The organism is Nitrospina gracilis Nb-211, from assembly GCF_021845525.1.
In the GTDB taxonomy this organism is placed as follows: Bacteria; Nitrospinota; Nitrospinia; order Nitrospinales; family Nitrospinaceae; genus Nitrospina; species Nitrospina gracilis_A.
Window position 1 is genome coordinate 955,743 of record NZ_JAKJKD010000001.1, and the last position, 14,108, is coordinate 969,850.

A 14,108-nucleotide genomic window follows, 5' to 3' on the forward strand; every position below is an offset into this window, starting at 1 on the left:
CTCCTCTAGTAGGGGGTTGTCGTTTGAATTACTTGCTGTCGATCACGCCCAGGATGTCGTCTTCCCGCATCAGCAGGAAATCCTCGTTGTCGATCTTCACTTCCGTGCCGCCGTATTTGCTGTACAGCACCTTGTCGCCAACTTTGACATCCGGAGTGACGCGTTTTCCGTCTTCACCGATCCGGCCCGGGCCGACGGCTTTCACTCGGCCTTCCGTGGGCGCATCCTTGGCGGAATCGGGAATGATGATCCCCCCTTTTCGGATTTCCTTCTCCCGAATGGGTTGCACCAGAATACGGTCTTGCAATGGACGAATGTTCATAGAACTGTGCTCCTTCCCAAAAAATGATAAACTTGGAATCCAGTAAACTGGATTGGTGATGGTGGGCGTCCGCCTGCAACGCCGCGTTAGTGACTAACTCTATATAAAATAATAAGTTATTTGTTTCGGCTTGGGTCGAATATGCAAGGGTTAGCACTCTGTGAGGGAGAGTGCCAGCAATGTTGGTCTTATATAAGACGCCTTCCTGCAAAGGCAAGGTGCCGGATGAAAAAAATGAAAAAAATATTACGAGTCCCCTAAATGACAAAAAAACAACCGTCTAAAGAGCTGGAAGTGTTCACCAATCCCAATCCGGACCGGGATTACGAGATCGATATGGAGTGCCCGGAGTTCACCTGCCTGTGCCCGAAGACCGGCCAGCCGGATTTCGCCACCATCGACATCACCTACATTCCCGACAAGCTGTGCCTCGAGCTCAAGTCGCTCAAGCTCTATCTGTGGTCGTACCGCAACGAAGGGGCGTTTCATGAAAAGGTGATCAACCAGATCCTCGATGACCTGGTGAAGGCCTGCCGGCCGCGCTACATGCAGGTGGTGGGCGAGTTCAACGTGCGCGGCGGCATCTACACCACGGTATCGGCGGAGCACTACGGCAAGAGCGGACCGAAACCGAAATCGAAAACCAAACGCCCGTCGTCATAAAAAACGGTGCGGCAATCGCTACGGAGCGGGAGCGCAATCATGTGGATCAGAGAGGGTGAATGTCATCAATGCGGCGAGTGTTGCAAAACGGTGAACGTGACCGTGGTGCGGGACGTCACTCTGCGCCAGCACGGCAGTGTTGAGGAACTGGAGCGTTATCTGAAATACCGCGGCATTCAGCTGGTGGGTGAGGACGTGGACAACAATTATCTGTTCTACGCCATTCCCATTCCCTGCGACCAGTTGACGGACGGCAACCACTGCCGGGTGCACGGCACGCCGGACAAGCCTCTGCTCTGCATGAAGTACCCGGCGGAGCCGGACGACATCGAGCAATGCGGTTACACGTTCCGCCGCGCGACGGTGCTGGATCGGGTGGGTCCATGACGGAACGGTTTGTCGAAAACGAAGACGGCACGGTGACCGACACCGCAACCGGCCTCATGTGGCAACAGAGTTACCACTACGCCGAGACCGGCAACTACTGCTCGTGGTACGAGGCCAACGATTACATCGCGCACCTCAATCAAATCCGGTTGGGCGGGCATTCGGACTGGCGTCTGCCCGACCGGCTGGAGATGCAGAGCTTGTACGAGATCGCGCACACGTTCGAGTCGCGCGGCCGCACGTACACCCTGCACATCGACCCGGTGTTCGAGTTCGGCTACGGCAGTTGTTTCTGGACGTGGCGCTCGCGCCTGTCCGGTGCGCTGGGGTTCGAGTTCGATGCGGGCAACCGGCACTGGTACCCGAAGGCCAGTTTTTCCGGCACCGTGCGGGCGGTGCGTGGCGATATGAATCCTTTTCTCCTGTTACGTCATCATGAAACGAACGCGCACGCCGCGTAGCGGAGGTGCCGGGCCGGGCGGCAAACCCACGGCCCAGCAGATCGCGCGCGAGAAGCAGAAAGCGAAGGACCTGCGCCAGTCCACCTGGTGGCGGGTGCAGATCGACCGCGGTGTGTGCCATTTCTGCGGCGAGACGTTCGACAAAAAGGACCTGACGATGGATCACTTGGTGCCGCTGGCGCGCGGCGGTAAAAGCACCAAGGGCAACGTGGTGGTGGCGTGCAAGCCGTGCAACAATGAAAAGAAGTATTACACCCCGGCGGAGATGATATTAAAAAACAAGCTGGGCGGGGACGTTCAATTCTGATTGGAAAGGAAGACGGTCGGCATGGGAGAAGACAAAATGCTGAAGATCATGGGCTGGGGCACCTTGGTGGTCATCGTTTTGGGACTGGTGCTGTTCCTGTTCAAAACCTGAACGCCCGCCCGAACACAGCCGTCTTCCCCGTTTCCGCCGCAGTCCCGCAACCGGATCAGGTGGGGATGTCCATGCTTTTGGGCGGGGCCTGGATGGTGGGGTTGTCCTGCGCCATGAGGGCTTCGTAACGCGGGTCCACGCTTTCTTTTTTTTCCGCTTCCCGTTTGCAGATGCGCGACTCGCACACCAGCACGATGTGGTAACCCAGCTTCGAGCGGATGGGCTCCGGGATCACAAACTTTTCGCACTTCAGGATGGCGTCCCTGAGGTCCGGCGTCATGGCTTCCTCCGACACCTCCATGTTGGGATAGATCCAGTCGAGATCGCCGCCGATGATGCGGGAAGGGCAGGTGCTGTACTTCTTCGCGAATTTGGCGAAAAACTTTTCCACCTTGTCGCGGTCGATGAATTCCTTGTCCGGGTCGTTGCTCGGCTGTTCGGCGAGTTCTTTTTGAAAATCGACAATCGTCTGGCGCACCAGGTCCGCCGCTTCCTTGGACGAAACCAGGATGTGGCGCGTGCGGTGCTCCAGCGGTTTGCTGGTCTGGATTTTCGCCTTCTTCGGCTTGAACACCTTGCGCGGCGGTTTCACCGGCGGCTTTTTGGGTTTTTCACTCTCGGCCTTTTCCGGAACCTTCGGTTCCTTCGCCGTCAAATCCCGCTGGTAAATGGTCTGTTCCGGTTCTTGGGGTTGTTCGGTATCCGACATCTCAACACCTCAATCCAGTTTTCCGTTTTCCATTGATGGTCGATGGTTCATTTTATCGCACCCCGACCCGCCTACGATACCTTTTTTGAAGATCCATACCACACCGATTCCAGGTAATTCAAAACCGCGCCCTCGGTATTGCTCCCGATCACTTCATGAGCGGCCTGTTTGACCTCCGGCAGGGCATTGGCGACGGCGATGGATTTTCCCGCGATCTTGAACATTTCGAGGTCGTTCAAATAATCTCCGAACACGACCACCCGGTTCAAGGGAATGCCCAGTTGTTCGGCCAGCTGGTCCAGCATGCTTCCCTTGTTCGCGCCCTTGTGGAACGCCTGCAACCAGTAATAACCCGGGTGCGCGATGTCTTCGGCGAAGTACAGGTTGAGTTCGCGGGGGAACTGGCGCTGTAGCGTGTCGTGCACGGGCTGCAGGGCCTCGGGGGTGTCGATCAGGAGAAACCCGGCGATGGCCTCGTTTTCCAGAAATTCGTACTGTTCCACCCGGTGCAGGCGTCCGTCGCCTTCCAGGCTTTTCAGGTATTCCTGCGAACCGTAATTGGTGACGTTGCGGTAGTACAACCGGTTCTGGCCACCATACGCGTATACGAAGGGATCGTCGCTCAGGTGATCGACCATCTCGATCATGGAATGCACCACATGATGTGGAATGAAGTCGCACAACTCCAGGTTGCGGCCGGAATGGAAATCGGTGAGGTACACGCCGTTGAACAGGATCACCGGGATCTCCAGGTTGACGTCGCGCAGGATGGGGTGCGTCGATTCGTAACTGCGCGCCGTGGCGATGGTGAACATGAGACCGTCGTCGATCAGCCGGTTCAGCCGCTCCACCGACTCGGCGGAGAATTCGCTGTGCGGGTCCAGCAGCGTGCCGTCCAGATCGGACACATACAAACAATTTTTGGGATCTTTGATCATCGTTTTAAAATAAGGTGTAAGGAATCGGTAAAGCCGGGGACGAAAGCCTGAAACCTGACTTTGAAGCGAAAACCCTCAAAGGAGATGCACGCATGGACTCCAGACCGGCGCTTGCGAGGAAAGAATCTTCCAAGGTTGCAATCAAATTACCAACCTTACAGCACGGGATCAAGATATTTGCATGCCTGTGCTGGATGTTCGTTGCAACGCCCACGGCGTGGGCGTTCGATTATTCGGCCTGGGACGCTCTGCTCAAAAAACACGTGCTGCCGACCACGCTGGACGGCGTCCGCCTGAACGCTTTTCCTTATAAAGCCCTCAAAAACGACCCCGCCTTTGCAAAGGTGGTTCAGCAGTTCGAAGGTCATTCACCGGACGCGTTGAAAACACGGGAGGAAAAGCTGGCCTTCTGGATCAACGCTTACAACGTGTTCGCGGTGAAGATGGTGCTCGACCATTATCCCGTGGACAGCATTAAGGATGCGGGCGGGTTGTTCGGTTCGGTGTGGAAAAAGCAGGTGGGCACCATCGGCGGCCAGCCGGTCACGCTCGACGAAATCGAGCACGGCATCCTGCGCAAGATGGGAGAGCCGCGCATCCACATGGCCATCGTCTGCGCGTCGGTCAGTTGTCCCGATATCCGCAAGGAGGCCTACTGGCCCGATCGCCTGGAACAGCAACTCACCGATCAGGCGGAACACTTCCTCATGAATCCGGGCAAGGGCCTGCGCGTGGACAAGGAGCGCAAGACGATTTACCTGTCGTCGATCTTCGACTGGTTCAAGGAAGACTTTGAGGCGAAGGGTGGGGTGCGGGCCTACCTCGCGCCATATGTGCCGGAGCGCCACCGCGCCGCGTTGAAAGACTCCGGCTATGACATCGAGTACATGAACTACAACTGGAAGTTGAACACGCTGTAAAGGAAGGAGGGGCGGGAAGGAAACCTTTACCGCTGATCAAAGGCTTCCTCCCCGCCTGGGCTTTGCTTCCTGCCTGCTCAGTCCGCGTGTTTGCGGAGGAACGTCGGGATGTCGTAATTCGACTCGTTGGCCATCGAGTCCGGCGACTCCTTACGGATGGAGGCGGCCAGTTGCTTCAACCCGCTTTTACGGAACAGGGGCGGCCTGGGGGCGCTGGGTTGCGAGTCGCCGCCCACCACCTTTTTGTACGCGATGGCGCTCTCCTGCGGCGCGGCCACCGTCCACTCCTCTTCCACCGTCTCTTCCTCCTGCTGTCCGGATTTTTCGAAGCCCGTGGCGATGACGGTCACGCGCATCTCGCCCTGCAGGTGTTTGTCGATCACCGCGCCGAAGATGATGTGCGCATCCTCGTGCGCATTCTTCTGAATGAGCGACGCCGCTTCCGTGACTTCGTGCAAGGTGAGATCGTCGCCGCCGGTGATGTTGATGAGCACGCCTTTCGCGCCGTCCACCGTGGCTTCGTCGAGGAGCGGGCTGGAGATGGCTTTCTCCGCCGCTTCCACCGCACGGTTTTCGCCGGTCGCTGTACCGCCACCCATCAGCGCCTTGCCCATGCCGGACATGATGGTCTTCACGTCGTTGAAGTCGAGGTTGATCAGCCCCGGAATCACGATCAAATCCGAGATACTGCTCACCGCCTGGCGCAGAACGTCATCGACGTGACTGAACGCGTTGGTCAGCGGGGTGTCCTTCGAGATGAAGCTCAGCAAACGCTGGTTGGGGATGACGATCAACGTATCCACCGCTTCCTTCAAAGCCTGCAAACCCTCTTCCGCCTGCCGTTCGCGCTTGCGTCCTTCGAAGACGAACGGCTTGGTGACGATGCCGACGGTCAGCGCGCCCAGTTCGCGGGCGATGCTGGCGACGATCGGCGCACCGCCGGTGCCGGTGCCGCCACCCATGCCGGCGGTGATGAACACCATGTCCGCACCCTCCAGCATGGCGCGGATCTGGTTCTTGTTTTCCTCGACGGCGAGGCGGCCCATTTCCGGGTTGGAACCTGCGCCCAGCCCCTTGGTCACTTCCGCGCCCACCTGCACCTTGCTCAGGCATGGGGACGATCCCAGCGCCTGCACGTCCGTGTTGACGATGATGAACTCCACTCCCTGGATGTGCGAGCGCACCATGGCATTGACGGCGTTCGATCCGCCTCCGCCGACCCCGACCACCTTGATGCAGGCGGAATACTCGTTATCCTGCTCAAATTCAATCAAGCCCATTTGTTCCTCCTTGTTCATTAAAAGAACTCTTCCATCCAGCCCTTCATGCGGCTGAAAATTTTGTCGAACAGATTCCTTCCCTGGAGCTCCGTATACTTGCCCGCCTTGTAGCAACGGTCTCCGTAAATGATCAATCCCGTGCACGTGGCGTACACCGGATTGTTGACGACGTCGATCAATCCGCCGAGACCCATGGGCGTGCCGATGCGCACCGGCGCCTGGAACACTTCCTCCGCCAGTTCTGCCATGCCCGGCATGGATGCGGAGCCGCCGGTGATGACGATGCCCGACGAGATGTGTTCCTCGAATCCCGACGTCTGGATTTCGTGATTTAGCATTTCAAACATTTCGCGCACCCGCGCCTCGATGATCTCGCTTAAAATCTGCGCCGAGACTTTCATCGCCGGGCGGCCGCCGACGCTCGACACCTCGATGCCCTCGTCTTCCGCGAGCAATGCCGAGTACGCGCATCCGTAAGCGTGTTTGATCTTTTCCGCTTCCGCGTTGGGCGTGCGCAGGCCGATGGCGATGTCGTTGGTCACCTGCGCCCCGGCGATGGCCAGCACCGAGGTGTGCTTGATCGCGCCCTCGTAGAAGATGGCGAGATCGGAGGTGCCGCCGCCGATGTCGATGAGCGCCACGCCCAGTTCCTTTTCATCATTGGAGAGCACCGACTCGCTGGAAGCGAGTTGCTGGAGCACGATGTCCTGCACGCCGAGTCCCGCCTTGTTCACGCACTTGACGATGTTCTGCGCGGAGGTGACGGCGGCGGTGACGATGTGCACCTTCGCTTCCAGGCGCACGCCCGCCATGCCGAGCGGAGTCTTGATGCCGTCCTGGTTGTCGACGATGAACTCCTGCGGCAGAACGTGGATCACCTCGCGGTCCAGCGGGATGGCGATGGCCTTCGCCGCGTCGATCACGCGGTCCACATCCTGCTGGTTGATCTCCTTGTTCTTGACGGCGATGATGCCGTGGCTGTTCATGCTCTTGATGTGACCGCCGGCGATGCCGACAAACACGGACTCGATCTCCGTGCCCGCCATCAGCTCCGCTTCCTCCACGGCGCTTCGTATGGACTCCACGGTGCCGTCGATATTCACCACCACGCCCTTGCGCAGGCCGCGCGAAGGCGACTGGCCGAGCCCGATGATTTCGATTTCACCCTGCGGGCTGACCTCGGCGATGATGCAACAGATCTTGGTGGTGCCGATGTCGAGGCCCACAACGTAATTTTTCTTTTTGGACATGTGCGGGTTTCCCTCCTGTTAGGACTTCTTGATCGGTGTGTCCGTCCCGCCCTCCCACGGCTCGTCGCGGACCACCACGCGGTCCGCAAACGACAGATCGATGAACCGGACCTTCGTGATGTCGGACTGCAATGCTTCCAGAACCACTTTGAAATTGTCGAACCCTTCCGCCAGCCGGTCCACCGCCATGCGAAGCGTCACCTGCCCGGACTTCGAGGTGAACACCAGATGATGCGGGCTGGTGTAGCGCACGGCATGAAACGGTTGCTCGCGGAACGCGTCCAACTGGTTGAGCGCGTTCATGGCCTTGAGGCCCGGCACCACCCAGTCGATGTGCACCGGTTTGCCCAGTTCCACCTCACCGAGCGTCCCCGCCTGGATGAGCGGCAGGTCGCCATAGCCGCCGGAGTCGGGGGCGATCAGGATGCCGTACGGATCCACCAGATACGTTTGCTCCAGTTCCAGCCGTGCGTAGGGCGTGCGCTCCTGCACGTGGATGTGCAGGCTCTGCGGCAGTTTGCGGATTGCCGACACATCATGCACCCAGTGGTTGAGGCGGATCGGTTCCAGCACGCCTTCGATGTCCGCGTGAAAAATATTTTCTCCAAACACCGGTTGCGCCGCGGTGTACAGGTGCTCCGCGTTCACCGTTTTGTTGCCGTGGAAGGTGATGCGGCTGATGCGGAACTGCGGCGCGGTGGTGAAAAACTGGTACGCATGAAACAGGCCGTACATCAGCACCACCGCAAGCAGGCCTTTCGCGCCCCAGTCCAGGCCGAGGCGCAATACCTTTTGCACATTCACTTCGCGCTTGCGGCCGGTGCGGTAGCGGACGGCTTTTTTCTTCTGCCGTTTCGACCTCTGCGTGTGCGCGCGCTTCCAGCCGGAAGAGCGGTTCTGCGGTGAGGTGGTGCTGTAATCGACCATTTCGCGTCAGTCCATGTAATCGCGCGTGGCGCTTTTCAGAATTTCCAGCACGAGGTCGTCGAAGCTCATCCCCGCTTCCTTCGCCGCCATCGGCAGAAGGCTGGTCGGCGTCATGCCGGGAATCGTGTTCATCTCCAGAACGTACGGCACGCCGGTGTCGTCCAGAATCACATCCACGCGCGGAAAGCCGCGTCCCTTGAGCGCGCGGCACACGGCGATGGCCACCTGCTGGCAGGTTTCGCGCTCGATACCGCTCAGATCCGCCGGGCAGATGTATTCCGTCTTTCCCTTCGTGTACTTCGACTCGTAGTCGTAGAAACCCGACTTCGGCCGGATGTGCACGATCGGCATCGGCTGTTCGCCGTGCATGCCGATGGCCAGCAGTTTGCCTTCGATGTACTGTTCGACCACCACTTCCTCCGTGTAGCGGAACGCCAGGTCCAGCGCCGCGTCGAACTCTCCCGCCTCGCGCACGATGGTGACACCGAGGCTCGATCCCTGGTCCGACGGCTTCACTACCACCGGCAGGTCGAGGTGACGCTGAAACGCGTCGCGCTCTGCCTTGCGCACCACCTGGTACGCGGCGGTGGGGATGCCGTTTTGCATGAAAACCTCCTTCGAGGTGACCTTGTTGTAGGCCACCGCACTGCCCAGAACGCCGGAGCCGGTGTACGGGATCCGTGCGTATTCCAGAAGGCCCTGGATGGTGCCGTCCTCGCCGTAAGTGCCGTGCAATGCGAGAAAGGCGAGATCGATGCCCGCGTCCTTGACCTGCGTCCACACGTCGTGCGTGACGTCGATCTCCACGGCTTTCAGGCCCAATCGCCGGATAGCCTGCATCACTTCGCGGCCCGTGGTCAGGGAGACTTCCCGTTCTTTCGACAGGCCGCCCATCAGGACGCCGATGGTTTTTCCGTTTAAAGACTGCAAGCGCACCCGGCTTTCAAAATAACTGGTCCGCCCCCGAACCGGCCAAAGTTCGGGGCAAAGGAAGGAGGGGTACCTTTGTTTTGCGGACCATATTCGTTTGTCATGCGGATGTCCCTCACTCCGTCCGCGTTTCTATGCAACTCAATCCCATTCGCCGGCGAGCACGACCTCGGTTTCGAGGTCGACGCCGAATTTTTCCTTAACCACCTTCTGCACGGTTTCGATGATCTCGCGGATGTCCGCCGCCGTGGCCTCGCCCTGGTTGACGATGAAGTTGGCGTGCTTGATCGATACCGCCGCGCCGCCGATGCTGAAGCCTTTCAGTCCCGCTTCCTCGATCAGGCGCCCCGCCGTGTCGCCTTCCGGGTTCTTGAATACGGAGCCGGAGTTGGGGAGCGTGAGCGGTTGTTTCCGCCGCCTGCGGTCGAGGTGCGCGTCTATGGCTTTCTGGATTTCCAGATGGTCGCCCTTTTTCAGTTTCAGTTCGGCTTCGATGACGATGCCGCCCGGCGTCGGGAAAATCGTCTTGCGGTACTGGAACGTCAACTCGTCACGGCTCAACGTTTCGATTTCTCCCTCATTGCTGATGCGCGTGACGTTGCGGATGACGTCGCCGATCTCGGTGCCGTCGGCCCCGGCGTTCATCACCACCGCGCCGCCGACCGATCCCGGGATGCCGACGAGGTCTTCGATGCCGGTCAGCGAGTACTTGGCGAGGTACTTGACGAGGTACGACATCTTGGTGCCCGCGCCGACGCGCACGGACGCCACTTCCTCGCCGTTGGTGAGGCGCGAGAACACCGGCGTCTGGATGGTTTTGAACATTTCCTTGACCGAGAGGGCAATGCCCGTGATGCCGCGGTCGGCCACCAGCAGGTTGGTGCCTTCTCCCAGCACAAACACCGGCAGGTCGCCGCGGTTCCTCAATACGGTTCTGATGTCTTCGATGTTTTTGGGGATGATGAAGTAGTCGGCCGGGCCGCCCACGCAAAGAGACGTGTGCTGGGACATCAGTTCGTTCTGCCGCACTTCTCCCTGAAGGGTATCCAGCCATTTCATGGAACGGGTCATGGCGTTTCTCTTGAAAAATTTTTTCCCGAGGATGGTTTTGGGCACATCGGTGACGGTGGCGAAGTGCACGCTGTGTCCGTGGTTCATATGGGCGTAACGGATGAGTCTGGATTTCCAGGGATCGTTCAGCATGAAGAGGAATCCTTTCCTGCATCTCCGCCGCGGAGCCGGGCGGGAAGGTTGGCGATCAGTTCGCGTCCGAGTTCCCAGATGTTCCCCGCGCCCAGCGTGAGGAGCACGTCGCCGGGCTGGAGGAGCTGGGTCAAACGCTCCTGAGTGGTTTTGCGGTCTGCAATGTATTCCGCGTGCTTGTGGCCGAAGTTTTTGATGCCCTCGACCATGCGCTGGGCGGTGACGCCCGCGATCGGGTCTTCGCCCGCGGCGTAAATGTCGTTGATGATCACGCAGTCGGCGTTGTGGAACGACGACCAGAACTCCTGCATGAGCGAACGCGTGCGCGAATAGCGGTGCGGCTGGAACACGACCACCATGCGGCGTTCCGGCCAGACTTCGCGCACGGTGCGCAGGGTCGCCTGAATCTCCACCGGGTGGTGGCCATAGTCGTCCACCACCACCAGCGGTTCCGTGTCGTGGATGATCTCGAAGCGCCTCTGCACGCCGCGGAACTGCTTCAGCGCGTCGGCGATGGTGTCGAACGTGAGGTTGAGTTCCATCGCCACCGCTACCGCCGCCAGCGTGTTCAGCACGTTGTGGCGGCCGGGCGCGACGGAGTGGAGCGTGCCCAGCGCCTTGCCCTGATGAAACACGTCGAACCAGGTGTCGAGTCCCTTGAAACGGATGTTGCGCGCCGTGTAGTCGGCCTGACTGGTCAGTCCGTAAGTGATGGCGCGTTTCTCCACGTGCGGGATCAGCGACTGGATGTTGACTTCATCGAGACACAGCACCGCCGTGCCGTAGAACGGAACCTTGTTGATGAAATTGAGAAACGCTTCTTTCATGGTGTCGAGCGTGCCGTAGTACTCCATGTGTTCTTCATCGAGGGTGGTGACCACGACCACCGTTGGCGTGAGCTTCAGAAACGAACCGTCGCTTTCGTCGGCTTCCGCCACCAGGAACTCGCTTTGCCCGAGTTGCGCGTGACTGCCCACGCTTTTGAGCTTGCCGCCGATGACCACCGTCGGGTCGAGCCCTCCGCCCGCAAGCAGGGTGCCCACCAGCGACGTGGTGGTGGTTTTGCCGTGGGTGCCGGCGATGGCGATGCCGTACTTCATGCGCATGAGTTCCGCCAGCATCTCCGCGCGGCGGATGACGGGGACCGACTGCTCCCGCGCCGCCTTCACTTCCACGTTGTCCGCTTTCACGGCGCTGGAGATGACCACCACCTGACAGTCCTTGACGTTTGTCGCGTCGTGGCCGAAGTAGATCGTGGCTCCGGCTTTCTCCAGGTGCTCGGTGACCGGCGAGCGGTTCAGGTCCGATCCGGATACTTCGTATCCCAGGTTGATCAGCACTTCAGCAATGCCGCTCATGCCCGCTCCTCCGATGCCGATGAAATGTATGCGCCGCGTTTTTCCCAGAAACATGGGGACCCATAATCCTTCCTGTTAAAAAGGGGCGGTCTGTTATGTTGCCGCGCCCATCAATTCCCGGCACAGGTCGCGCACGCGGTTGGTTGCGTCGCGCCGTCCGAGTCGATAGCTGTTCTTCGCCCGTTCTTCCAGTCTGTCCGGATTTTGCATGGCGTCGAGGATGGACTGGGCCAGTTTGGGGCCGTTGATGTTGCGGTCGAGGATGACCTCGGCCGCGTCCGCCGCCTCCAGCACGCGCGCGTTGTGTTCCTGATGATTGTGAGCGGCGAACGGGAAGGGCACGAGCACCGAGACCTTGCCCGTTGCCGTCACTTCCGCCAGCGTTGTGGCTCCGGCACGGCAGATCACCAGCGATGCTTTGCGGTACTGCTCTTCCATGTCGTAGATGAACGCCTCGGCGCGGGCGTCGAATCCCGCCTGCTCGTAGCGTTGACGCACCAGCGCTTCGTCCTTTTCTCCGGTTTGATGCACGATGCGAAGCTCGTCCTTGACGCTTTCCAGATGTTCCAATGCTTCCAGCATGGCGGCGTTGATCGACTGCGCGCCCTGGCTTCCGCCGAGAATGAGCAGGTGGAAAGGCTGACCCGGCTTCCATGCCGCCGGTTCCCGTTCCTTGCAGAATTCCTCGCGGATCATGTTGCCCGTCTCGACCACCTTGTTCGCAGGGAAGTAGTCCCGCGACTGTTCGAACGACACCGCGACCTTGTTGGCGATCTTGCCGATCATTCGGTTGGTGACGCCGGGCACGGTGTTCTGTTCGTGCACGAGGATCGGGATGCGGAGCAGGTACGCCGCCACCGCCACCGGACCCGATACGTAGCCGCCGACGCCGACCACGAGGTTCGGCCGCTTGCGGATGAGAAAACACATCGACTGCGCCAGCCCCACCGGCAGTTTGCACCACGACGTCCAGCGTCCCAGCCCCTTCTTGCCCAGCAGGCCGCCGGACAGGATGGTTTTGAGCGGCAGTCCTTCGCGCGGCAGGACGCGCGCTTCCAAACCGCGCTTGGTGCCGACAAAGGTGATTTCGATGTTCTCGTCCATGGCTTTCAAAGCTCTGGCCAGCGCGATGCCGGGGTACAGGTGTCCCCCGGTTCCGCCTCCGGCTATGACGACGTAGTTCGCCATCGTGTTCGCATCAACGTCGGACCGTTTGCTCCGAGATGTTCAACAAAACCCCCATGCCGAGCATGGTGATCAACAACGACGACCCGCCCAGACTGATGAACGGGAGCGTCAATCCTTTCGTCGGCAGAAGTCCCACCGCCACGCCCATGTTGGTGAACGCCTGAATGGCGACCAGCAACGTGAGCCCCGTGGCCAGGTGCGTGCCGTACATATCCTTTGCGTGGTACGCGATTGTGAATCCGCGCCACAGCACCAGCATGAACAGCGCGAGGATGCCTATGGTGCCGATGAACCCCAGCTCTTCCCCGACGACGGAGAAGATGAAATCGGTATGTGCTTCCGGCAGGTAAAACAGCTTCTGCCGGCTGTCGCCAAGTCCCAGGCCCCACACCCCGCCACGGCCGAACGCAATGAACGACTGCACCGCCTGGAATCCCGTATCCGATGGGTCCGCCCACGGATCGAGGAACGACAGCAGGCGGCGCTTGCGGTATTCCGCGCTCATCACCGCCGAGATCAGAAACGGCGCGGCAACGATGGCGGAATAGATCAGGTAATTTTTTTTCACCCCGGCGATGTACAGCATGGTGAAGCAGACGATCGAGATGATGAGCGCCGTGCCGAAATCCGGTTGCATGAGAATGAGCATGAAGAAGATGCCGAGCACGATGAGGTTCGGCAAAAACCCGTAGGCGAAGTTGCCCAGCTTGTCGGCCCGCTTGACCAGCGATTTGGCCATGAACAGGATGACGGCGAACTTGGCCAGCTCCGACGGCTGGAATGAAAAACCGCCGATCACGATCCAGCGCCGGGCGCCGCCGACTTCCTTGCTCATCTCCGGCATCATCACCGCGATGAGCAGGAATACCGTCGCCGCCATGGCGGGGTAGGTCGCGCCGTCGAGTTTGTGGTAATCCACGGACTTCGCCGCGAACAGCATCGCCGTGCCCAGCAGGACCCACAGGAGATGGCGTTTCAGGAAATACCAGGAATCCTGGTACTCCTCCATCGCATACACCGCGCTCGAGCTGAACACCATGACGATGCCGATGAGCACAAGCAAAGCCACGGCGAAAGCCAAAATGCGGTCGCATCCCTGTTGTGAGTGTTTCTGCGCCATAAACCCAATCATCCGGCGAAAGCCGCATCGGCTC

16 protein-coding genes are annotated in these 14,108 nt (G+C 59.7%); 5 read left to right on the forward strand and 11 right to left on the reverse strand.

The features are described 5' to 3' along the window. Positions 1–28: 28 nt before the first annotated feature. A complete protein-coding gene (locus J2S31_RS04470) occupies positions 29–322 on the reverse strand; it encodes a co-chaperone GroES (protein ID WP_237097863.1) in 294 nt (97 codons plus the stop codon). A gap of 261 nt (positions 323–583) precedes the next feature. Between J2S31_RS04470 and queF the strand changes: the two genes are divergently transcribed. Genes queF through J2S31_RS04490 form a run of 4 tightly spaced genes read left to right on the forward strand, consistent with a single transcriptional unit; the run spans position 584 to position 2,140 of the window. Beyond that, entirely contained in the window at positions 584–985 is a 402-nt protein-coding gene (gene queF / locus J2S31_RS04475) for a preQ(1) synthase (RefSeq protein WP_272908586.1), read from the forward strand. 39 nt (positions 986–1,024) lie between these two features. After that, the gene (locus J2S31_RS04480) at positions 1,025–1,372 is read left to right on the forward strand and encodes a YkgJ family cysteine cluster protein (protein WP_237097864.1); all 348 of its coding nucleotides are present in this window, start codon (positions 1,025–1,027) and stop codon (positions 1,370–1,372) included. Further along, a complete protein-coding gene (locus tag J2S31_RS04485; RefSeq protein WP_237097865.1) occupies positions 1,369–1,833 on the forward strand; it encodes an Lcl C-terminal domain-containing protein in 465 nt (154 codons plus the stop codon). The genes J2S31_RS04480 and J2S31_RS04485 overlap by 4 nt, the downstream gene beginning before the upstream one ends. Next, positions 1,808–2,140 carry an HNH endonuclease gene (locus tag J2S31_RS04490; RefSeq protein ID WP_237097866.1) on the forward strand — a complete coding sequence of 111 codons (333 nt, stop codon included), beginning with the start codon at positions 1,808–1,810 and terminating at the stop codon, positions 2,138–2,140. Before J2S31_RS04485 ends, J2S31_RS04490 begins: the two co-directional genes overlap by 26 nt. 166 nt (positions 2,141–2,306) lie before the next feature. Here the strand turns inward: J2S31_RS04490 and J2S31_RS04495 are convergent, their stop codons facing one another. Both J2S31_RS04495 and J2S31_RS04500 read right to left on the reverse strand, forming a co-directional pair. Then, positions 2,307–2,960, reverse strand: a complete 654-nt coding sequence (locus J2S31_RS04495) for a peptidyl-prolyl cis-trans isomerase (RefSeq protein WP_237097867.1) — start codon at positions 2,958–2,960, stop codon at positions 2,307–2,309. A gap of 71 nt (positions 2,961–3,031) precedes the next feature. Next, positions 3,032–3,898 (reverse strand): HAD family hydrolase, encoded by an 867-nt coding sequence (locus J2S31_RS04500; RefSeq protein WP_237097868.1) that lies wholly within the window; start codon positions 3,896–3,898, stop codon positions 3,032–3,034. A gap of 194 nt (positions 3,899–4,092) precedes the next feature. Between J2S31_RS04500 and J2S31_RS04505 the strand changes: the two genes are divergently transcribed. Beyond that, positions 4,093–4,818: a DUF547 domain-containing protein gene (locus tag J2S31_RS04505; RefSeq protein WP_237097869.1), complete on the forward strand. Its 726-nt coding sequence runs from the start codon at positions 4,093–4,095 to the stop codon at positions 4,816–4,818. A gap of 77 nt (positions 4,819–4,895) precedes the next feature. Here the strand turns inward: J2S31_RS04505 and ftsZ are convergent, their stop codons facing one another. The 8 genes from ftsZ to ftsW form a co-directional block, all read right to left on the reverse strand. Continuing rightward, complete coding sequence (gene ftsZ / locus J2S31_RS04510) at positions 4,896–6,092, reverse strand: cell division protein FtsZ (RefSeq protein ID WP_371831643.1); 1,197 nt, start codon at positions 6,090–6,092, stop codon at positions 4,896–4,898. Between the two features lie 23 nt (positions 6,093–6,115). Beyond that, the gene (gene ftsA / locus J2S31_RS04515) at positions 6,116–7,348 is read right to left on the reverse strand and encodes a cell division protein FtsA (RefSeq protein ID WP_237097871.1); all 1,233 of its coding nucleotides are present in this window, start codon (positions 7,346–7,348) and stop codon (positions 6,116–6,118) included. An 18-nt stretch (positions 7,349–7,366) separates the two neighbouring features. Next, positions 7,367–8,275: a cell division protein FtsQ/DivIB gene (locus J2S31_RS04520; protein WP_237097872.1), complete on the reverse strand. Its 909-nt coding sequence runs from the start codon at positions 8,273–8,275 to the stop codon at positions 7,367–7,369. 6 nt (positions 8,276–8,281) lie between these two features. Continuing rightward, positions 8,282–9,205: a D-alanine--D-alanine ligase gene (locus J2S31_RS04525; protein WP_237097873.1), complete on the reverse strand. Its 924-nt coding sequence runs from the start codon at positions 9,203–9,205 to the stop codon at positions 8,282–8,284. Between the two features lie 141 nt (positions 9,206–9,346). Beyond that, positions 9,347–10,408 carry a UDP-N-acetylmuramate dehydrogenase gene (gene murB, locus J2S31_RS04530; protein WP_237097874.1) on the reverse strand — a complete coding sequence of 354 codons (1,062 nt, stop codon included), beginning with the start codon at positions 10,406–10,408 and terminating at the stop codon, positions 9,347–9,349. Beyond that, positions 10,402–11,820: a UDP-N-acetylmuramate--L-alanine ligase gene (gene murC / locus J2S31_RS04535; protein ID WP_237097875.1), complete on the reverse strand. Its 1,419-nt coding sequence runs from the start codon at positions 11,818–11,820 to the stop codon at positions 10,402–10,404. The genes murB and murC overlap by 7 nt, the downstream gene beginning before the upstream one ends. Positions 11,821–11,859: 39 nt before the next feature. Next, entirely contained in the window at positions 11,860–12,954 is a 1,095-nt protein-coding gene (gene murG / locus J2S31_RS04540) for an undecaprenyldiphospho-muramoylpentapeptide beta-N-acetylglucosaminyltransferase (protein WP_237097876.1), read from the reverse strand. Between the two features lie 10 nt (positions 12,955–12,964). After that, entirely contained in the window at positions 12,965–14,074 is a 1,110-nt protein-coding gene (ftsW, locus tag J2S31_RS04545) for a putative lipid II flippase FtsW (protein WP_237097877.1), read from the reverse strand. Positions 14,075–14,108 lie beyond the last annotated feature (34 nt).

Coding starts and splice junctions, on each gene's coding strand:
- J2S31_RS04470 (WP_237097863.1), bottom strand. CDS start 322: ATGAACATTCGTCCATTGCAAGACCGTATTCTGGTGCAACCCATTCGG.
- queF (WP_272908586.1), top strand. CDS start 584: ATGACAAAAAAACAACCGTCTAAAGAGCTGGAAGTGTTCACCAATCCC.
- J2S31_RS04480 (WP_237097864.1), top strand. CDS start 1,025: ATGTGGATCAGAGAGGGTGAATGTCATCAATGCGGCGAGTGTTGCAAA.
- J2S31_RS04485 (WP_237097865.1), top strand. CDS start 1,369: ATGACGGAACGGTTTGTCGAAAACGAAGACGGCACGGTGACCGACACC.
- J2S31_RS04490 (WP_237097866.1), top strand. CDS start 1,808: ATGAAACGAACGCGCACGCCGCGTAGCGGAGGTGCCGGGCCGGGCGGC.
- J2S31_RS04495 (WP_237097867.1), bottom strand. CDS start 2,960: ATGTCGGATACCGAACAACCCCAAGAACCGGAACAGACCATTTACCAG.
- J2S31_RS04500 (WP_237097868.1), bottom strand. CDS start 3,898: ATGATCAAAGATCCCAAAAATTGTTTGTATGTGTCCGATCTGGACGGC.
- J2S31_RS04505 (WP_237097869.1), top strand. CDS start 4,093: ATGTTCGTTGCAACGCCCACGGCGTGGGCGTTCGATTATTCGGCCTGG.
- ftsA (WP_237097871.1), bottom strand. CDS start 7,348: ATGTCCAAAAAGAAAAATTACGTTGTGGGCCTCGACATCGGCACCACC.
- J2S31_RS04520 (WP_237097872.1), bottom strand. CDS start 8,275: ATGGTCGATTACAGCACCACCTCACCGCAGAACCGCTCTTCCGGCTGG.
- murB (WP_237097874.1), bottom strand. CDS start 10,408: ATGCTGAACGATCCCTGGAAATCCAGACTCATCCGTTACGCCCATATG.
- murC (WP_237097875.1), bottom strand. CDS start 11,820: ATGTTTCTGGGAAAAACGCGGCGCATACATTTCATCGGCATCGGAGGA.
- murG (WP_237097876.1), bottom strand. CDS start 12,954: ATGGCGAACTACGTCGTCATAGCCGGAGGCGGAACCGGGGGACACCTG.
- ftsW (WP_237097877.1), bottom strand. CDS start 14,074: ATGGCGCAGAAACACTCACAACAGGGATGCGACCGCATTTTGGCTTTC.